Genomic DNA, 18,377 nt, shown 5'->3' on the forward strand with positions numbered 1-18,377 from the left:
GCCCTGACTCTGCTCACAGGTTGACGCTGCGCGCCGGTGTAATGGCGCCGTAGTCATTCACGCTCTGCCAGGAGAGCGTACCGCCGGCCCCGGCGGGCAGCACCTGCTGAGCCGAGTTTTTCGGCGCGACCATCAGGTTTTCCAGCGTCTGACCGCCCAGCTTCAGGTTGACCAGAGTGATGTAATAGGGCGAGGCGTTGCTGACTTTGAGATGGTTCCCCACGCGCTCAAAGCGCAGCTGGGAAAGCGCCTCATCCGGCTGCATCGCCAGGTTATTCGGGCGCACAAACAGCTTGATGCGCGAAAGGATCGCCAGCTGCAGCACGTTATTGTTTTCTGTTTTCGCTTTGTTCACTGACGGGATCGCCTTCACGTTCATGTAAAAGAGCGATTCGCGATCGGCGGGCAGCGCGGGCCCGGCGTAAATAATACGCAGCGTGTTTTCGCTGTCCGGCTCGCTAACGAACAGCGGCGGCGTGACGGCAAAGGTTTTTTCCTTTTGCCCGCTGGCATTTTCGATCCACGCGTTAATTAAGTAGCGTTCTTGTTTATTGCTGTTGGTGATCGCCAGCGACGTTTGCTTCGCATCCGCCGGATAAATAACGCGCGTGGCCCCCAGCGCAATACCGCCGGAAGCATTCGCGCAAGCAGAAACCATCATTAAAATAAACGATAAAAGCAGTCCTGGTTTAATTAGCATATTCATCAAAACCGTACCTTTAATAATGTGTTCGCAGGTGTTATGGATAAATCAACGTAAACCAGACATCCGACTGAATATTGCCTGGCACGAGGTGTTCGGAAATAGCGCGATAGCGGGCGCTAAAATGAAATGCGAGCTCGCTGGTATTCACGGGCAACCAGCTGACGGCCGTCGCATTCGGGATAATCTGACGCTGCTGCTCATCAAAAAGCGCCAGCCCTACGCCGCTGCTGACAGGCGTTTCACCTGGCCGCGATGTCGCCAGAAAAACCTGCGGATCTTCCGCGGGCGTCACGCCCTGAAACTGGATCCCCACGATGCGGGAGACATCCACGCTGCAGTCCAGCAGCCGCACGGTGAACGGCACATTAACCGTTGAAAAGCTGCCCACACCGGAAAATGAATTGGTTCGGTACTGCCCCATGTCGATGCGCATATTCTGGCTGTCGGGCGCCACGGCGCAGCCGCCGTTTACCAACTCCCCACGAAGATGCACCTTACCGCCTTCGATCACCACGGTATGCGCCGATGCCGGGCAGGCCATCGCAAGGGTTAACAGCAGTAGTGTTCCAGTCCTTGTCATCCTTCGTTCCTGGCAGTAGCGTATGACGGGCCTCGTCCCTGAGGCCTGAACATCCCTGTGCGAGGGTATTATTCGTATTTCATTACGAAGGTGGCGTCAGCGTTCGCCTGGCCTGGCTCGGTGGTTGCAGCCGTTGATTTGTAGCGCGCGGTGAATTGCAGGGTGTTAGTCCCTTTAATCAGGTCTTTCGCGGCAGAGAAGGTGGCACCGTCCGGGGTCAGCACGCTAGATTTGCTGTCGAGGATCTCGATACCCACGCCTTTCGCGGTGTTGTCGTTGTTACCGGACGTCACGGCCAGCAGGGTTTTGTCGGTCGCGTCGATCTGGCCGGTGAAAGCAACGGCAGCGGTTTTCGCAACCAGCGGATCGCAGTCATTCAGTTCAATGTTGAACGGAATATTAGAGGTGGTGTCGCCCACTTTGGTGAATTTCGCGGTACGATACTGACCGAGATTAACCGTCTGCTCGGAAGAATCGGTATTTACTGAACAAGCAGCATTAACCAGTTCACCTTTAAAATGCACGGTACCGCCATTTACGGTAACCGGCGTAACGGGATCGGCTGCATTAGCGGCACCCGCGACCAGGGCCAGTGTTGCAATAACAGAAGAAGCAATGTTGCTGAGTTTCATGTCTATTCCTTTAAAATGTAAATAACCCTTCCCGCGAAAAATCGGGAATAAGAAATACGTTCAATTGCATAATTGAAAACTTATTTCGGAGGAGACAAAGTAGCTCAGGATGTAATTTTTAAATATGTCAAAACACTGCCATTTCGCCAGGTCACATCCTAATCCCGTCTAAGAAATTGACCATCCCTTAAGAAGGGTTTTTGCGCCTCACGGATGAAAACTCGTAAAGGGTGACTGACAGCGGCGCTCGCTTCTGACAAAATACAGGCAATCCCCCCTTTCAAACGTTACAGACGGAATCTTCTCTCTGATGGCAGCAAAGATTATTGACGGTAAAACGATTGCGCAGCAGGTGCGCTCTGAGGTCGCGGAAAAAGTGAAGGCGCGTAAAGCCGCCGGAAAACGCGCTCCCGGGCTGGCCGTTGTGCTGGTTGGCAGCAACCCGGCATCACAGATTTATGTCGGCAGCAAACGCAAAGCGTGTGAAGAGGTGGGGTTCGTCTCCCGCTCTTACGATTTGCCGGAAACCACCAGCGAAGCGGAACTGCTGGAACTTATTGACACCCTGAATGCCGATAAAGAGATCGACGGCATTCTGGTTCAGCTGCCGCTGCCTGCGGGCATCGACAACGTGAAGGTACTGGAGCGTATCGCGCCGGATAAAGACGTCGACGGTTTCCATCCGTACAACGTGGGCCGCCTGTGCCAGCGCGCGCCGCGTCTGCGCCCGTGCACCCCGCGCGGCATCGTGACGCTGTTGGAGCGTTATAACATCGACACCTATGGCCTGAACGCCGTGGTCATCGGCGCGTCCAATATCGTGGGCCGTCCGATGAGCATGGAGCTGCTGCTGGCCGGCTGCACCACCACCGTGACCCACCGCTTTACCAAAAACCTGCGTCACCACGTTGAAAACGCCGATCTGCTGATCGTCGCGGTCGGCAAGCCGGGCTTTATTCCAGGCGAGTGGATCAAAGAGGGCGCGATTGTCGTGGACGTCGGGATTAACCGTCTGGAAAACGGCAAAGTGGTCGGCGACGTGGTGTACGAAGATGCAGCGGCTCGCGCCTCTTACATTACACCAGTGCCGGGCGGCGTTGGCCCGATGACTGTAGCAACACTGATTCAGAATACTTTGCAGGCATGCGAAGAGTACCACGATGTAGAGGAAGCATAAGATGGCCACATTTTCATTAGGCAAACACCCGCACGTTGAGCTGTGCGATCTGCTCAAGCTGGAAGGCTGGAGCGAAAGCGGCGCGCAGGCGAAAATCGTTATCGCCGACGGGCGGGTTTTAGTCGACGGCGTGGTGGAAACCCGCAAGCGCTGCAAAATTGTCGCCGGCCAGACCGTGAGCTTTGAAGGGCAGAGCGTGACCGTGACGGCCTGAGTCCTCCTCACCCTCTCCCCAAAGGGGAGAGGGGATCAAAAATCCCCCCATATCCATCACGGTTATTTATCGATCAACTTCAAATAATCACTATTTCATCTGTTGAAAGGTGAGATTTCAGTTGCGCGTTTTTCACTCTTTCCCCACGATAAGTAGAACGTTCTACTAAAACGTTCTACTTACAATAACAGCGCTTAAAAAGCGCTACTCGGGGGAAATCAGCATGAGTCTGATATCAGGGTTTGTTAAATCGCTGTCTAAGTTATCGATGATTGGTCGCGCCTTAATGCTGCCAATTTCACTGCTTCCCGCTGCGGGCCTGCTGCTGGCCTTCGGCGATAAGTTCCACCTGCCGCTAATGATGAACGCCGGCGGGGTTATCTTTGATAACCTGCCGATGCTGTTTGCCATCGGCTCTGCTGTCGGTCTGGCCTCGGAATCCGGTATTGCAGCACTCTCGGCGGCGGTGTCGGTGTTTGTCACTAACATCACCATCAGTACCGTATTAAGCATTACGCCGGAAATGGCCTCACAGGGCGGAAAATATGCCATGGTGGTCGGCATCCCGACGCTGCAGATGGGCGTCTTCGGCGGGCTTATCTGCGGCATTCTCGCAGCCTGGTGCTACAACCGCTTCCACACCATGCAGCTGCCGGAGTTCCTCGGCTTCTTCTCCGGGAAGCGCTTTGTGGCGATCGCCACGGCGTTCCTCTCTTTCCTGATGGGGCTGCTGCTGCCGTACGTCTGGCAGCATATTCAGGCCGGTATCGACGCACTCTCCGTGATCCTAAACGGTGATAACCAGGCGGCATCAACCTTTATCTTCGGGCTGGTGGAGCGCGCGCTGATCCCGCTCGGCCTGCACCACATCTGGTATCCGTCCTTCTGGTATTCGTTCGGGGATTACACCACCCAGGCGGGCCAGGTGATCCACGGTGACCAGACCATCTGGTTCAAGATGCTCGAAGAGGGGGTGAAATCCTTCAGCAGCGACACCTACCAGAACGCCGGTAAGTTCATGCAGGGCGAGTTCCCGCTGATGCTGTTCGCGCTGCCTGCTGCATGCCTGGCGATGTACCACGAAGCGCATACGAAGAATAAGAAAATCGCGGCCGGTATTCTCTTCTCCGCTGCCCTCACCTGCTTCCTGACGGGGATCACCGAGCCGGTAGAGTTCACCTTTATCTTCGTGGCGCCGATTCTGTACGTCTTCAACGCCATCATGGCGGGCCTGGCGTACATGACCATGTACCTGCTGCACGCGCATATCGCCAAATCGTTCTCGGCGGGCTTTATCGACTACCTGTCGTTCGGGATCCTGCCGTCGTTTAACGGCTATCAGACCAACTTCCTGAGTGCCATTATCATCGGCATTCCGATGGCGCTGATTTACTACTTCACGTTCCGCTTCGTGATCCGTCGTTTCGACGTGAAAACGCCGGGCCGTACGGAGGTGACCGCCAGCGCGAATGACAAGTCCGATTCCGAACTTGCCACCGAAATCATCGGCTTGCTGGGCGGCGCGCAGAACATTGACTCCGTGGGCTCCTGCATCACCCGCCTGCGTCTGGAAGTGGCGAAGAGCGATGCGGTGGACAGGGACGGACTGAACGGGCTCGGCGCGCGCGGCGTGGTCTTCGTCGGCGACAACGGGATCCAGGTGATTTTCGGTGCCAGAGCACAGTTTATCGCCCAGACCATGTCCACCATGATCGGCAAATAATAAGATGCCTGAACGACACGTCTCCTGTACGCTGGGAGACGTGTTTTATCCGGCTGATAATCGGTAAATTTCAGGGAGCGGTTTTGAAGAAAGTCAGCATCATTGATGTCGCAAAGCACGCGGGCGTCTCGGTCTCTACCGTGTCGCTGGTGCTACGTCAGAAAGGGAAAATCTCAGAGGCGACGATCGAGAAGGTCAATGCCGCCATCACGACGCTGGGCTATGTTCATAACGTTGCCGCTGCCAACCTCCGCGCCAACACCTCCAATCTTATCGGCCTGATCCTGCGTGACTTCAGCGACAGCTTTTCCATCAAGGTGATGGCGAGCATCGTTCAGGAGCTGGAGAAGCAGGGTTATATGGTGTTTCTCGGCCAGCCGCTGAACGACCAGGAACATCTGGAACGGACCCTGCTGTCGTTTAAGCAGCAGGGCGTCGCGGGCGTTATTTATCTGGCGTCTGACACCCGTAACGCCGCTTTACCGGAGCAGATCCGCCAGTGCCCGCTGCCGCTGGTGGCGGTCTCGCAGTCTCTGCTGGACGAAAAATGCAATCTGGTCATGCGCGATAATCGCCAGGCAGCGAACCTTGCCGCACGCTATCTTATCGAACGCGGACACCGCACGATCGCCTACATTGGCGGGCGCGAGGGCTGTCTTATCCGCGAGCAGCGCCTGCTCGGCTTTCGCAGCGCGATGACGCAAAACGGGCTGGTCTGGCGCGATGATTATTCACCGGCCTGCAGCGACGACACCCAGGCCGCCGCGATGGCAACGCGCCAGCTGCTGGAGAAAAACAGCTCCATCACCGCCCTGCTTTGCCACTCCCCGGATGCGATGATCGGCTCCATTTCCGGCATTCACCAGGTGGGCCGCACCGTGGGGAAAGACGTGTTCCTGACCCAGCAGGTGGCGCTGATCGGTTTTGAAGATATGCTCCACGTCAACCTCACCTCCCCTTCCTTCACCTATGTCTCTTCGGCCAGCGATGAAACAGGACGACAGGCGGCGGGGCTGATTATCCGCAAGCTGAAGGAGCCGGATCTGCAAACCCAGCGCATTACGCTGTCCGGGCAGCTTATCGCCCGCGAGTCGGCGTAAAATCAGAATTTGACACAGGTTTGCTGCAGCGGATTCGCTGCTATATTGCCGTGATTTGCCATGGATAATTGCAATGCCTACCGTTATCACTCACGCTGCTGTTCCCCTTTGCCTGGGCTTAGGTCTGGGAACGAAAGTCATCCCTCCCCGCCTGCTGTTTGCCGGGATCGTGCTCGCCATGCTGCCGGACGCCGACGTGCTGGCGTTCAAATTCGGCGTCGCCTACGGGAATATTTTCGGCCACCGCGGCTTTACCCATTCGCTGCTGTTTGCCTTTGCGGTACCGATACTCTGCGTGCTGATTGGCCGACGATGGTTCCGGGCCAGCCTGACGCGCTGCTGGCTGTTCTTAACCGTTTCACTGCTGTCGCACAGCCTGCTGGATTCCGTTACCACCGGCGGAAAAGGCGTCGGCTGGCTGTGGCCGTGGTCAGACGAGCGCTTCTTTGCGCCGTGGCAGGTGATTAAGGTCGCGCCGTTTGCGCTGTCGCGCTACGCCACGCCGTACGGGCATGAGGTCATTATCTCGGAACTGCTGTGGGTGTGGCTGCCGGGGGTGGTGCTGATGGGGATGTTGTGGTGGAAAAGAAGGTAAAAGTAGGCCCGGTAAGCGTTAGCGCCACCGGGCGTTACAGACTTACTTACGACGCCAGGTCGTCCCCTGCGGGCCGTCTTCCAGAATGATGCCCATCTCGGTCAGACGGTTACGCGCCGCATCCGCCGCCGCCCAGTCTTTGGCCTGACGCGCTTCCAGACGCGCCTTGATCAGCGCTTCAATTTCCGCCACTTCACCGTCATCCGCCTGCGCGCCGCTCTGCAGGAACGCGTCCGGCTCCTGCTCCAGCAGGCCGAGCACGGAAGAGAGCTTACGCAGATGGGACGCCAGCGCATTCGCCGCTGCCATGTCCTCTGACTTCAGTCGGTTCACCTCACGCGCCATGTCGAACAGTACGGAGTAGGCTTCCGGGGTGTTGAAGTCGTCGTTCATCACCTCAACGAAGCGCGCTTCGAATGCCTCGCCGCCCGCCGCAGGCACAGATTTGTCGGTGCCGCGCAGCGCGGTGTACAGACGCTCCAGCGCCGAGCGCGCCTGCTTCAGGTTCTCTTCGCTGTAGTTCAGCTGGCTACGATAGTGGCCAGACATCAGGAAGTAGCGCACGGTTTCCGCATCGTAATACTTCAGCACGTCGCGCACGGTGAAGAAGTTGCCCAGCGATTTCGACATCTTCTCGCGGTCAACCATCACCATCCCGGAGTGCATCCAGTAGTTAACGTACTCGCCGCCGTGGGCACAGGTGGACTGCGCAATTTCGTTTTCGTGGTGCGGGAACATCAGATCCGAACCGCCGCCGTGAATGTCGAAATGGTTGCCCAGCTGCTTGCAGTTCATCGCTGAACATTCAATGTGCCAGCCCGGACGGCCTTCGCCCCACGGGGATGGCCAGCTTGGTTCACCCTCTTTGGACATCTTCCATAGCACGAAGTCCATCGGGTTACGCTTCACGTCAACCACGTCCACGCGCGCGCCGGCCTGCAGCTGGTCCAGGTCCTGACGGGAAAGCGCGCCGTAGGTTGGGTCCGTCGGGACGGAGAACATCACGTCGCCGTTGTCTGCCACATAGGCGTGACCGCGTTCGATCAGCTTTTCGGTGATCTCGATAATTTCGTGGATATGGTGGGTCGCACGCGGCTCGCTGTCCGGACGCAGAATATTGAGGGCATCAAAATCTTTGTGCATCTCAACAATCATGCGATCCACCAGCGCAACAAAGCTTTCGCCGTTTTCATTAGCGCGCTTGATGATTTTGTCGTCGATGTCGGTGATGTTACGCACGTACTTCAGGTTATAGCCCAGGAAGCGCAGGTAGCGAGAGACCACGTCGAACGCGACAAAAGTACGGCCATGGCCGATATGACAGAGATCGTAAACCGTAATACCACACACGTACATGCCGACTTCCCCGGCATGGATAGGTTTAAATTCCTCTTTCTGGCGCGTCATTGTATTAAAGATTTTTAACATCGAAGATTCCATGTAAACACGTGTGTGAGTTGTTTGTTCCATATAATACCCATAATTCGGAATAGGATCAGCACACAATGCAAGGTGATCGCGTCCTGTGGTTATGCTATAACAAGCCCCTATATATGACCCGAAGGCGGGTCGACGTACCACAATAACGGAACAGGATGCAAAAATGGTTACTTTCCACACTAATCATGGCGATATCGTAATCAAGACCTTTGATGACAAAGCGCCTGAAACAGTTAAAAACTTCCTGGACTACTGCCGCGAAGGTTTCTACAACAACACTATTTTCCACCGCGTGATCAACGGCTTTATGATCCAGGGCGGCGGTTTCGAGCCTGGCATGCGCCAGAAAGAGACCAAAGAGGCGATCAAAAACGAAGCGAACAACGGCCTGAAAAACACCCGCGGTACGCTGGCAATGGCCCGTACTCAGGCGCCTCACTCTGCCACCGCGCAGTTCTTCATCAACGTAGCGGACAACGACTTCCTGAACTTCTCCGGCGAAAGCCTGCAGGGTTGGGGCTACTGCGTGTTCGCAGAAGTGGTTGAAGGTATGGACGTGGTCGATAAGATCAAAGCCGTCTCTACCGGCCGCAGCGGCATGCACCAGGACGTTCCTAAAGAAGACGTTGTGATTACAAGCGTGACCGTCAGCGAGTAATTCGTGGCGACACTCTTTATTGCGGACCTGCATCTGCAAACAGAAGAACCGGCGATAACCGCCGGTTTTCTGCGTTTTTTACGCGGTGAAGCGAAAAGCGCCGACGCGCTGTACATCCTGGGCGATCTCTTTGAAGCCTGGATTGGCGACGACGATCCTAACCCGCTGCACCGTGAAATGGCTGCCGCCATTAAAACGCTGGTAGATTCCGGCGTCCCCTGCTACTTCATTCACGGCAATCGTGATTTCCTGCTCGGCAAGCGCTATGCCCGCGAAAGCGGTATGACGCTGCTGCCGGAAGAGCAGGTGCTCGATCTCTATGGCCGCAAGGTGCTGATCATGCACGGCGACACGCTCTGCACCGACGATACCGGCTACCTGGCGTTTCGCGCTAAGGTCCACACCCCGTGGATCCAGAAGATGTTCCTTGCCCTGCCGCTGTTTATCCGCAACCGCATCGCCGCCAGAATGCGTGCGGGCAGCAAAGCCGCCAACAGCAGTAAATCCCTGACCATCATGGACGTCAACCCGCAAGCTGTGGTGAGCGTGATGGAAAAGCATGGCGTTCAGTGGCTGATCCACGGTCATACCCATCGCCCTGACGTGCATTCTCTGAGCGCCAACGGTGAACCGGCCCATCGCGTGGTATTGGGCGCATGGCACACTGAGGGTTCGATGGTCAAAGTCACCCCGGAAGGTGTCGAACTGATCGCTTTTCCGTTTTAACGTTTTCTCGTCGTTTCGCTTATTTCTCAGCCACGCAACCGTTTTCCTTGCCCGTATAACATGCTATTCTCTGTGCCCTCGAAAGCAGTGTGTTTCGCACCACAGGAGTTTTAAGACGCATGTCTTCCCGCAATAATCCGGCGCGTGTCGCCATCGTGATGGGGTCCAAAAGCGACTGGGCTACCATGCAGTTCGCCGCCGAAATCTTTGAAATCCTGAATGTTCCGCACCACGTTGAAGTGGTTTCCGCACACCGTACGCCGGACAAACTGTTCAGCTTCGCCGAAAGCGCCGAAGAGAACGGGTATGAGGTGATTATTGCCGGTGCGGGCGGCGCAGCACATCTGCCGGGCATGATTGCCGCCAAAACCCTGGTGCCGGTTTTGGGCGTCCCGGTACAAAGCGCCGCGTTAAGCGGTGTCGATAGCCTCTACTCCATCGTCCAGATGCCGCGCGGTATTCCTGTCGGCACGCTGGCAATTGGCAAAGCGGGCGCGGCGAACGCCGCCCTGCTGGCCGCGCAAATTCTTGCAACGCACGACAAAGATTTACACCAGCGCCTGGCGGAGTGGCGTAAAGCCCAGACCGACGAGGTGCTGGATAACCCGGACCCGCGGGGTGCGGCATGAAGCAGGTTTGCGTCCTCGGCAACGGCCAGCTGGGCCGCATGCTGCGTCAGGCTGGCGAACCGTTGGGGATTGCCGTCTGGCCCGTCGGGCTGGACGCCGAGCCGGAAGCGGTGCCGTTCCATCAGAGCGTGATCACCGCCGAAATTGAACGCTGGCCGGAAACCGCCCTGACCCGCGAGCTGGCGCGCCATAACGCCTTTGTGAACCGCGACGTGTTCCCGATCATTGCCGACCGTCTGACGCAGAAGCAGCTGTTCGACAAGCTGGGCCTCGCAACCGCCCCGTGGCAGCTGTTGTCTGATAAAAGCGAGTGGAATGACGTCTTCGCCATGCTGGGCGAACTGGCGATTGTGAAGCGCCGCGTGGGTGGCTACGACGGTCGCGGCCAGTGGCGCCTGCGCGCAGGCGACACCGCCGAGCTGCCGGACGACTGCTACGGCGAGTGCATCGTTGAGCAGGGTATCAACTTTAGCGGCGAAGTGTCGCTGGTAGGCGCCCGCGGGCACGATGGCCGCACGGTGTTTTACCCGCTGACGCATAACCTGCATCAGGACGGCATTCTGCGCACCAGCGTCGCCTTCCCGCAGGCCAATGCCGACCAGCAGGCGCAGGCGGAAGAGATGCTTTCTGCCATCATGCACGAGCTGGGCTACGTAGGCGTGATGGCGATGGAGTGCTTCGTCACGCCGTCGGGCCTGCTGATCAACGAGCTGGCGCCGCGCGTGCACAACAGCGGCCACTGGACGCAAAACGGCGCCTCCATCAGCCAGTTCGAACTGCACCTGCGTGCCATCACCGACCTGCCGCTGCCACAGCCCGTCGTTAACAGCCCGTCGGTGATGATCAACCTGATCGGGACCGATCTGAACTACGACTGGCTGAAGCTGCCGCTGGTGCATCTGCACTGGTATGACAAAGAGGTTCGCGCGGGTCGTAAAGTGGGTCATCTCAACCTGAACGACAGCGATACCGACCGCCTGAGCGCCACCCTGGAGGCGATCGTTCCTCTCCTGCCGCCAGAATACGCGAGCGGAATTGTCTGGGCACAGTCAAAGCTCAAGTAAGACATCTGCGCCGGGGAGTTGACCTTCCCCTTCCCCGGCGTACAATCCCCGCCCATTGCTGCTGAGTTTTCTTCTGGAATCACCATGAACGATGGAACGGACTATCGCGCGATCCTCGCGTCTGATACCCCTTTAATCGACGTTCGCGCGCCGATCGAATTTGCCCAGGGTGCGATGCCCGCCGCACTCAACCTGCCCTTAATGAACGACGACGAGCGTGCCGCCGTGGGTACCTGCTATAAGCGCCAGGGACCCGACGCCGCGCTGGCGCTCGGCCATAGCCTGGTGAGCGGCGAGACGCGGGAGGCGCGCATTAACGCCTGGCGCGAAGCCAGCCTTGCGCACCCCGAGGGCTATCTATGCTGCGCGCGCGGCGGTCAGCGCTCGCATATCTCTCAGGCCTGGCTGAAAGAGGCTGGCATTGACTACCCGCTGATCCGCGGCGGCTATAAGGCCCTGCGCCAGACGGCGATTCAGGTCACCATTGAGCAGTCGCAAAAGCCGATGGTGCTTATTGGCGGCTGTACCGGCAACGGTAAAACGCTGCTGGTGAAGCAGCACGCGCAGGGCATCGATCTGGAAGGGCTGGCGCACCATCGCGGCTCGTCGTTTGGCCGCACGCTTACGCCGCAGCTTTCCCAGGCGAGCTTCGAGAATCACCTTGCGGTTGAGCTATTGAAAAAAGACGCCGCGCGCTGGGTGCTGGAGGACGAGGGCCGGATGATTGGCTCCAACCACCTGCCGGAGTGCCTGCGCGACCGCATGGTTGACGCCCCTATCGTTGTCGTCGAAGACCCGTTTGAAACCCGACTTGAGCGCCTGCGTGAAGAGTATTTTGACCACATGTGGGCGGATTTTTCTGCCGCGTACGGTGAGAAGGCGGGCTGGAAGGAGTACAGCGAGTACCTGCACCACGGCCTGTTTGCCATTCGCCGTCGGCTTGGGCTACAGCGTTTTGCGGAATTTACGGCGCTGCTGGACGCGGCCCTTGCCGAACAACAGCGAACGGGCAGCACCGACGCGCACTTCAGCTGGCTTGTACCGCTGCTGAAGGACTATTACGACCCGATGTACGGCTATCAGCTGGAGAAGAAAGCGGAGAAGATTGTCTATCGCGGGACGTTCGCAGAAATTGCCGAGTGGCTTAATCGCTAAAAAAAGCCGGGTGGCGAGGTAAAAGCAAAACGGCAACCTGGATTGCCGTTTTTAATGTTTTTTCCCTCTCCCACGGGGAGAGGGTCAGGGTGAGGGCATCAGGCCGCACCCTACATGACACCTTAGAAGTCGTAACGCAGACGCACCAGGTTCATGTCGCCCAGGTTGTCGGTGCTGGAGGTGAACACGTGTTCGTAATCCACGCGGAAACCGTAATCCAGCTGGAAGCTGATACCCACGCCGTTGTCGATGCGCTGGTAGTTACGGCCGTTCACGTACTCGATGCGGTCACCCATGAAGTAAGGCTGGATGGATTTCACCGCGTACTGACCGATTGGGAATTTGTACCCTGCGAAGTATTCAATACCCCACGCGTCGCCCGCAAAGTAGTCGTTAACAGACACTTTTTTGGTGGTCAGGAAGTTCTGGTACCAGCCGCCGCCAGCGGAGAAGGTCCAGTTGTCCGGCGTCCAGCTCAGCGCAGTACCGACAATATTCTGGTCGTAGGATTTGCTGTCGCCGTTGTCCGGGTTACGCATGTCCGCGCGGGTGTAGTTCCACGCAGCGCCCCAGGTCAGATCGGTGGTCAGGTGGTAATCGATACCCAGTGAGCCGCCGCCTTTACGCTTGTAGCGCAGACCGTTGCCCGGCAGGTATTCGCTGTCTTCAAACAGGTAGGATGCATAGATGTCCGCATCGCCCACGGTTTTCTTATATTTCAGCATCTGGCGTGAACGGTAAGAGCCGTCGTAGTCGCCGTTGATCCCGTTACCCGGCGCCTGGCCGATCATGTCGTAGTCCCAGATATCGGTTTTCGCGCCCACCACATCGTAGTACACGCTGTTCTGCTGGCCGAAGGTCAGCGTACCCCAGGTATCGCTCTTCAGGCCGGTGTAAAGCATACGGCGTGAGGTGTCGTGCGCGCCGTCGGCGTAGTGGTTATCCCAGTTAAACTGCGCCGGAATGTTCACCCCCAGCTCGTAGTAGCTGATCCAGCTGATGTCGTCAAACAGGTAGTAATCAGCCGCGAAACGGAAGCGGGTACCGCCGTCAAAGCCGTTACGCTTGTAGCCGTTTTTACCGTCATCGCCGGTCATGTTCTGGAACTGAGGACGAATACTGCCGCCAACGGTGAAGTTCAGGCGGCTCAGCGGGTTACCCGCCTGAGGATCCTGCTTAAGTACGGTGATTTCTGCCTGAGATGCAAAAGTAGTCAATGCCACTGCCGCGCCGATCGTTGCCGCCAGCGCTGATTTTTTTATAGTCATTATTTTTCCTTAATAGACACGCTGCTAAATATTTAGCTGGTGAATATTAACCGGAAATTTTCGGGCTGTGTGGGCGGGTTTTTAATGTTTTGTGCTACTAAATGCGTTGGCATTATCACTTTGTGCTATTTAAGCATTACGCACCGGCATAAAAACCGGTGCGTAATTATTACCATGCCAAATCAATTCACAAACTGCCGGAACAGAGCCTTGCCCTTTAACAATCGCGCCCCGAGCCAGCCCCCGCAGAGGGAGAGCAGCACCGCGCCGCAGAGAGGGAGTACTAGCCAGAGACGCCAGTCAGGCTCCCACGGGAAGTCGAAGACCTTTGTCTGCAGCACCGCCAACGCCGTCTCCGCGCCAATCGCCGCGACCAGACCCGCCACCAGCCCAAGCAGCGCAAACTCGCTCCAGAGCGTCGCCCGCAGCAGCCGCTTACCCGCGCCGAGCGTGCGGTAGACTATCAGTTCCTGATGACGCTGGCGCATGCCCACCTGCACCTGCGCCAGCAGCAGCAATATGCCGCAGATTGTCACCAGCACCACCATCACCTCCAGCGCCCGGCTCACCTGCTCCAGCACCTGCCCGACCTGTTTGAGGATCGCGCCAATATCCAGCAGGCTCACCGTCGGGAACTCCCGGTTAAGCTGCGTCAGCATGCCGTTGCCGTTTTCCCAGCGGAAGCTGGTCAGCCAGCTCTGCGGCTGCCCGTCCAGCGCGCCCGGCGGGAAGATGAAGAAGAAGTTTGGCCGCAGGCTTTCCCAGTCCACTTTACGGAGGCTGGTGACTTTGGCGGTAAAATCCTGGGTATCACCGGTGAAGGTCACGCTGTCCCCGAGCTTCACGTTCAGGCGCGTCGCCAGCCCCTCTTCCATCGACACCTCTCCCGCTTTCGGCGGCCAGGAACCGGCGGTAATGGGGTTATGGTCGGGACGTTTCTCCTGCCAGGTCAGGTTGAGTTCGCGGTTAAGCGACTCGTCCTTGTTCCCCTCAGTTGACTGGCCGTTGATCTGCGTCAGACGCGCGCGGACGATGGGATAGAACGACTCGGGGATAATGTGATGCTCCGACAGGAAGCCCTTCAGCGGCGTTACCTGTTCCGGTGCGATGTTGATCAGGAAATAGTTCGGGCTTTCCGGCGGAAGCTGCTGCTGCCAGCGATCCAGCAGATCCCCGCGAAGCACGAGAAGCAGCGCCAGCAGCATAAACGACAGCGAAAAGGCCGACAGCTGGCTGAGCGTTGACCAGGGCTGATGCAGCAGGCGGTTGACCGCCAGCCGCACCGGCAGGGATTTTACCGTCAGCCTTTTCAGGACGTTGAGCAGTATCCAGCCCAGCACGCCGCACAGCAGCGCCAGTACCACCGCGCCGGCCAGCACGGCCCACAGCAGGGTGCTGCCGCCCATCAGCCAGGCCAGCAGCCCGACCGCAACAGCAATAATCGCCGGAAGATAGAACTTCAGCGGCCAGACGTTCGCCACCACATCATTGCGCAGCACCCGCAGCGGCTGCGTCGCGAGCAGCAGGCGGTACGGGCGCAGCCCCACCAGCACCGAGATCACCGTCATCGCGCCCATCGCCCACAGCCACGGCCAGAGGCTTGCCGGGGGCAACGCGGCCGGCAGCACCGGTTTCAGCATCACCATCAGCAGTTTTTCAAACAGCAGGCCTATTATTCCGCCGGTGAGCGCAGAGATGGCCAGCAGCATCAGCCACTGGCCGACGATCAGCTTGCGCAGCTGCGCCCGCCCCGCGCCGAGGGTTTTAAGGATCGCCACCAGGTCGTAGCGGCTGCGGCAGTAGTGCCCCATCGCCACGGCAACCGCCGCCACCGCCAGCAGCAGGGTTAACAGCGCCGACAGCAGCAGGAACTGTTGGGAACGTTCGAGGGATTTGCCGAGCGCCCCTTCGTCCTGCTCCAGCCCGTACCAGCGGTGTTCCGGCTTGAGCTGCGGCAGAAGCCATTTTTCATACGCCTCCAGCTGCGCGGGCGTGCCGCCAAACTTGTAGCGCCAGGTGACGCGGCTTCCCGGCTGGACGGCGCTGGTTTTCGCGACATCGGCGGTGTTCATCAGCAGGCGCGGCGCGAGCTGGAACGGGTTAAAGCCGGAGTCGGGCTCCTGCACCACTTCCCCGGCGATTTTCAGCGTGGCATCGCCAACGTCAATACTGTCGCCGGGTTTCAGGTTGAGAAGTGCCATCAGGCGCGATGCCAGCAGCACCGTCCCGGGCGTCGGCTTTAGCCCCGGCGGGCTGGTTTGTAATTTCCCGTACATCGGGTAGATGTCGTCCACGGCCTTGACGCTGGCGAGCTGCGGGGTGTCCCCCGCGAAGGTCATGGTCTGGAAGGTGAGCTGCTCCCCCACCTTTAGCCCTTCCTTGCGCGCTTCCTCAATCCAGCCAGGCGGCACAGGACGTGAGCTTTGCAGCGCCCGGTCCCCGGCCATAAATTCGCGGCTCTGCTGGCTGAGCCCTTTTTCCATACGGTCGCTGACGCTGCCGAGCGCCAGCACGCAGGCCACCGCCAGGCTTAACGCCAGCCAGACAATCAGAAGCGAGGGCGAGCGCCATTCGCGCCAGAACCAGCGGGCGATCATGCTTCCTCCTGAAGAATACCGTTCACCAGCCGCAGGCGGCGGTCGCAGCGGGCGGCCAGCTGCGGATCGTGGGTCACGAGGATCAGCGTGGTGCCATGTTCGCGGTTAAGCGAAAACAGCAGGTCAGCAATTTTGTCGCCGGTTTTACGGTCAAGGTTGCCGGTGGGTTCATCGGCAAACAGCACTTCCGGGCGGCCGTTAAACGCCCGCGCCAGTGCCACGCGCTGCTGCTCGCCGCCGGAAAGCTGTGCCGGAAGATGGTCGAGGCGCTTGCCCAGGCCGAGCTGTTCCAGCAGCGCTTTGGCGTGATCGCGGCTTTCGCGACTCTTTTCGCCGCGCAGCAGCGCCGGGAGCTCGACGTTTTCCAGCGCGTTCAGGGTCGGGATCAGCATAAAGGACTGAAAGACAAAACCGATATGCCGCGCGCGCAGCGCGGCTCGCGCCTCTTCATCAAGCTGGTGCAGCGGTTGCCCGACCAGGTGGACTTCGCCGCTGCTGCCGTCGTCCAGACCGGCCAGAATCGCCAGCAGCGTAGACTTGCCGGAACCGGATTCGCCAATCAGCGCGATGGTTTCGGCGCGTTTGACAACGAGTTCAACTCCGGTAAGGATTGAAAGCTCCTGCTCCCCCTGACCGACGGACTTCTTAAGACGATGAACTTCAACACTGTTTTCCGCTGGCATTTGCCCTTCCTGTTTTTGATGCTGATGACCTTCCGCGCGGCGGCAGCGGACACGTTACTGATTCTTGGCGACAGCCTGAGCGCGGGCTACCGCATGGCGGCCAGCGCGGCCTGGCCGGCTCTGCTCAATGACAAATGGCAAAGCAAGACGACCGTTATCAACGGCAGCATCAGCGGCGATACCTCGCAGCAGGGTCTGTCGCGCCTGCCTGCGCTGCTCAAGCAGCATCAGCCGCGCTGGGTGCTGGTTGAGCTTGGCGGTAATGACGGCCTGCGTGGCTTCCAGCCGCAGCAAACCGAGCAAACGCTGCGTACCATTTTGCGGGACATCAAGGCGGCAAACGCCCAGCCGCTGCTGATGCAAATTCGCCTGCCCGCCAACTACGGTCGTCGGTATAATGAGGCCTTTAGCGCGATCTACCCTAAGCTTGCCAAAGAGTTTGATATTCCGCTCCTGCCATTTTTCATGGAAGAGGTCTATCTCAAACCTCAATGGATGCAGGACGACGGTATCCACCCCAATCGCGATGCGCAGCCGTTTATTGCCGACTGGATGGCAACGCGGCTGGCTCCTTTAGTTAAACATGACTCGTAATTCAGCGGAGTTCCTGACAGGTAAAGTTATGCAAAAATCGGTCTTAATTACAGGATGTTCCAGCGGAATCGGCCTTGAAAGCGCGCTTGAACTAAAGCGCCAGGGATTCAGGGTGCTGGCAGCGTGCCGCAAGCCTGACGATGTCGAGCGCATGAACGGGCTGGGCTTTACCGGCATACAGCTGGATATGGACTCGCCGGAGAGCGTTGAAGGCGCCGCCGACGAGGTGATAGCCCTGACCGAAGGCCGTCTGTACGGTCTCTTTAATAATGCCGGTTACGGCGTGTATGGCCCGCTGGATACGCTCTCGCGCGAAACGCTGGAGAAGCAGTTTTCAACCAATTTCTTTGGCGTCCATCAGCTCACCATGCGTCTGCTCCCGGCCATGCTGCCGCACGGCGAAGGGCGCATCGTGATGACATCGTCAGTGATGGGGCTGATTTCCACCCCGGGCCGCGGCGCCTACGCCGCCAGCAAATATGCCCTGGAAGCCTGGTCCGACGCCCTGCGCATGGAGCTGCGCCACAGCGGCATCAAGGTCAGCCTGATTGAACCCGGCCCGATCCGCACCCGCTTTACCGAAAACGTGAACCAGACCCAGGCGGACAAGCCGGTCGAAAACCCCGGCATCGCCGCACGTTTTACCCTCGGGCCAGAGGCGGTGGTTGCCAAAGTGCGCCATGCTTTTGAGAGCGAGCATCCCAAAATGCGCTATCCGGTGACGCTGGTCACCCATGCCGTCGGCTGGTTAAAGCGCCTGCTGCCGGGCAGGATAATGGACAAAATTTTGCACGGCTGAGTTGAAGCGACGACGCTCATCCCCATGTAAAGAGTAA

The 18,377-nt window shown here is 58.4% G+C and carries 19 protein-coding genes; 12 read left to right on the forward strand and 7 right to left on the reverse strand.

The genetic code is table 11. The annotated features are described in order from the left end of the window. Positions 1-13: 13 nt before the first annotated feature. From fimC to fimA, 3 genes are all read right to left on the reverse strand, one after another. On the reverse strand, positions 14-706 hold the full coding sequence (gene fimC / locus IM284_RS07230; protein ID WP_028012228.1) for a type 1 fimbria chaperone FimC: 693 nt from the start codon (positions 704-706) through the stop codon (positions 14-16). A 34-nt stretch (positions 707-740) separates the two neighbouring features. Further along, positions 741-1,286, reverse strand: a complete 546-nt coding sequence (fimI, locus tag IM284_RS07235) for a type 1 fimbrial protein subunit FimI (RefSeq protein WP_028012227.1) — start codon at positions 1,284-1,286, stop codon at positions 741-743. A gap of 68 nt (positions 1,287-1,354) precedes the next feature. Beyond that, positions 1,355-1,918 carry a type 1 fimbrial major subunit FimA gene (gene fimA / locus IM284_RS07240; RefSeq protein WP_028012226.1) on the reverse strand — a complete coding sequence of 188 codons (564 nt, stop codon included), beginning with the start codon at positions 1,916-1,918 and terminating at the stop codon, positions 1,355-1,357. Between the two features lie 310 nt (positions 1,919-2,228). Between fimA and folD the strand changes: the two genes are divergently transcribed. The 5 genes from folD to IM284_RS07265 all read left to right on the forward strand — a co-directional run bounded on the left by folD (position 2,229) and on the right by IM284_RS07265 (position 6,727). Continuing rightward, on the forward strand, positions 2,229-3,095 hold the full coding sequence (gene folD / locus IM284_RS07245) for a bifunctional methylenetetrahydrofolate dehydrogenase/methenyltetrahydrofolate cyclohydrolase FolD (protein WP_028012225.1): 867 nt from the start codon (positions 2,229-2,231) through the stop codon (positions 3,093-3,095). A gap of 1 nt (position 3,096) precedes the next feature. Then, positions 3,097-3,309: a ribosome-associated protein YbcJ gene (gene ybcJ / locus IM284_RS07250; RefSeq protein WP_045356450.1), complete on the forward strand. Its 213-nt coding sequence runs from the start codon at positions 3,097-3,099 to the stop codon at positions 3,307-3,309. Between the two features lie 223 nt (positions 3,310-3,532). After that, entirely contained in the window at positions 3,533-5,032 is a 1,500-nt protein-coding gene (locus IM284_RS07255) for a PTS transporter subunit EIIC (protein WP_193055760.1), read from the forward strand. A gap of 83 nt (positions 5,033-5,115) precedes the next feature. Further along, entirely contained in the window at positions 5,116-6,132 is a 1,017-nt protein-coding gene (gene malI / locus IM284_RS07260) for a Mal regulon transcriptional regulator MalI (RefSeq protein WP_028012222.1), read from the forward strand. Positions 6,133-6,205: 73 nt separating this feature from the next. Further along, positions 6,206-6,727: a metal-dependent hydrolase gene (locus IM284_RS07265; protein WP_028012221.1), complete on the forward strand. Its 522-nt coding sequence runs from the start codon at positions 6,206-6,208 to the stop codon at positions 6,725-6,727. A 42-nt stretch (positions 6,728-6,769) separates the two neighbouring features. Here the strand turns inward: IM284_RS07265 and cysS are convergent, their stop codons facing one another. Continuing rightward, positions 6,770-8,155 carry a cysteine--tRNA ligase gene (cysS, locus tag IM284_RS07270; protein WP_045260709.1) on the reverse strand — a complete coding sequence of 462 codons (1,386 nt, stop codon included), beginning with the start codon at positions 8,153-8,155 and terminating at the stop codon, positions 6,770-6,772. A gap of 175 nt (positions 8,156-8,330) precedes the next feature. Here cysS and ppiB point away from each other — a divergent pair, with 175 nt between their 5' ends. The 5 genes from ppiB to mnmH all read left to right on the forward strand — a co-directional run bounded on the left by ppiB (position 8,331) and on the right by mnmH (position 12,399). Next, positions 8,331-8,825, forward strand: a complete 495-nt coding sequence (gene ppiB, locus IM284_RS07275) for a peptidylprolyl isomerase B (protein ID WP_000256009.1) — start codon at positions 8,331-8,333, stop codon at positions 8,823-8,825. 3 nt (positions 8,826-8,828) lie between these two features. After that, complete coding sequence (gene lpxH / locus IM284_RS07280; protein ID WP_047367637.1) at positions 8,829-9,551, forward strand: UDP-2,3-diacylglucosamine diphosphatase; 723 nt, start codon at positions 8,829-8,831, stop codon at positions 9,549-9,551. Positions 9,552-9,670: 119 nt separating this feature from the next. Next, positions 9,671-10,180 carry a 5-(carboxyamino)imidazole ribonucleotide mutase gene (purE, locus tag IM284_RS07285; RefSeq protein ID WP_006809824.1) on the forward strand — a complete coding sequence of 170 codons (510 nt, stop codon included), beginning with the start codon at positions 9,671-9,673 and terminating at the stop codon, positions 10,178-10,180. Continuing rightward, entirely contained in the window at positions 10,177-11,244 is a 1,068-nt protein-coding gene (purK, locus tag IM284_RS07290) for a 5-(carboxyamino)imidazole ribonucleotide synthase (RefSeq protein WP_047367636.1), read from the forward strand. The genes purE and purK overlap by 4 nt, the downstream gene beginning before the upstream one ends. A gap of 84 nt (positions 11,245-11,328) precedes the next feature. Further along, on the forward strand, positions 11,329-12,399 hold the full coding sequence (gene mnmH, locus IM284_RS07295; RefSeq protein WP_047367635.1) for a tRNA 2-selenouridine(34) synthase MnmH: 1,071 nt from the start codon (positions 11,329-11,331) through the stop codon (positions 12,397-12,399). Between the two features lie 122 nt (positions 12,400-12,521). On the opposite strand, the gene IM284_RS07300 is transcribed toward mnmH, so the two are convergent. The 3 genes from IM284_RS07300 to ybbA form a co-directional block, all read right to left on the reverse strand. Then, positions 12,522-13,667: a porin gene (locus IM284_RS07300; RefSeq protein ID WP_047367634.1), complete on the reverse strand. Its 1,146-nt coding sequence runs from the start codon at positions 13,665-13,667 to the stop codon at positions 12,522-12,524. 182 nt (positions 13,668-13,849) lie between these two features. Then, on the reverse strand, positions 13,850-16,264 hold the full coding sequence (ybbP, locus tag IM284_RS07305) for a putative ABC transporter permease subunit YbbP (protein WP_047367633.1): 2,415 nt from the start codon (positions 16,262-16,264) through the stop codon (positions 13,850-13,852). Continuing rightward, on the reverse strand, positions 16,261-16,947 hold the full coding sequence (gene ybbA / locus IM284_RS07310) for a putative ABC transporter ATP-binding protein YbbA (protein WP_047367632.1): 687 nt from the start codon (positions 16,945-16,947) through the stop codon (positions 16,261-16,263). Before ybbA ends, ybbP begins: the two co-directional genes overlap by 4 nt. On the opposite strand from ybbA, the gene tesA reads away from it, so the two are divergent. Both tesA and IM284_RS07320 read left to right on the forward strand, forming a co-directional pair. Next, the gene (gene tesA, locus IM284_RS07315) at positions 16,918-17,541 is read left to right on the forward strand and encodes a multifunctional acyl-CoA thioesterase I/protease I/lysophospholipase L1 (RefSeq protein WP_028012213.1); all 624 of its coding nucleotides are present in this window, start codon (positions 16,918-16,920) and stop codon (positions 17,539-17,541) included. The genes ybbA and tesA overlap by 30 nt on opposite strands. Beyond that, positions 17,531-18,340 (forward strand): SDR family oxidoreductase, encoded by an 810-nt coding sequence (locus tag IM284_RS07320; RefSeq protein WP_120247342.1) that lies wholly within the window; start codon positions 17,531-17,533, stop codon positions 18,338-18,340. Before tesA ends, IM284_RS07320 begins: the two co-directional genes overlap by 11 nt. Positions 18,341-18,377 lie beyond the last annotated feature (37 nt).

The organism is Enterobacter cloacae complex sp. P12RS, from assembly GCF_014895875.1.
GTDB classification, from domain to species: Bacteria; Pseudomonadota; Gammaproteobacteria; order Enterobacterales; family Enterobacteriaceae; genus Enterobacter; species Enterobacter bugandensis.

Coding starts and splice junctions, on each gene's coding strand:
- fimC (WP_028012228.1), bottom strand. CDS start 706: ATGAATATGCTAATTAAACCAGGACTGCTTTTATCGTTTATTTTAATG.
- fimI (WP_028012227.1), bottom strand. CDS start 1,286: ATGACAAGGACTGGAACACTACTGCTGTTAACCCTTGCGATGGCCTGC.
- fimA (WP_028012226.1), bottom strand. CDS start 1,918: ATGAAACTCAGCAACATTGCTTCTTCTGTTATTGCAACACTGGCCCTG.
- folD (WP_028012225.1), top strand. CDS start 2,229: ATGGCAGCAAAGATTATTGACGGTAAAACGATTGCGCAGCAGGTGCGC.
- ybcJ (WP_045356450.1), top strand. CDS start 3,097: ATGGCCACATTTTCATTAGGCAAACACCCGCACGTTGAGCTGTGCGAT.
- IM284_RS07255 (WP_193055760.1), top strand. CDS start 3,533: ATGAGTCTGATATCAGGGTTTGTTAAATCGCTGTCTAAGTTATCGATG.
- IM284_RS07265 (WP_028012221.1), top strand. CDS start 6,206: ATGCCTACCGTTATCACTCACGCTGCTGTTCCCCTTTGCCTGGGCTTA.
- cysS (WP_045260709.1), bottom strand. CDS start 8,155: ATGTTAAAAATCTTTAATACAATGACGCGCCAGAAAGAGGAATTTAAA.
- ppiB (WP_000256009.1), top strand. CDS start 8,331: ATGGTTACTTTCCACACTAATCATGGCGATATCGTAATCAAGACCTTT.
- purE (WP_006809824.1), top strand. CDS start 9,671: ATGTCTTCCCGCAATAATCCGGCGCGTGTCGCCATCGTGATGGGGTCC.
- purK (WP_047367636.1), top strand. CDS start 10,177: ATGAAGCAGGTTTGCGTCCTCGGCAACGGCCAGCTGGGCCGCATGCTG.
- mnmH (WP_047367635.1), top strand. CDS start 11,329: ATGAACGATGGAACGGACTATCGCGCGATCCTCGCGTCTGATACCCCT.
- IM284_RS07300 (WP_047367634.1), bottom strand. CDS start 13,667: ATGACTATAAAAAAATCAGCGCTGGCGGCAACGATCGGCGCGGCAGTG.
- ybbP (WP_047367633.1), bottom strand. CDS start 16,264: ATGATCGCCCGCTGGTTCTGGCGCGAATGGCGCTCGCCCTCGCTTCTG.
- tesA (WP_028012213.1), top strand. CDS start 16,918: ATGAACTTCAACACTGTTTTCCGCTGGCATTTGCCCTTCCTGTTTTTG.
- ybbA (WP_047367632.1), bottom strand. CDS start 16,947: ATGCCAGCGGAAAACAGTGTTGAAGTTCATCGTCTTAAGAAGTCCGTC.
- IM284_RS07320 (WP_120247342.1), top strand. CDS start 17,531: ATGACTCGTAATTCAGCGGAGTTCCTGACAGGTAAAGTTATGCAAAAA.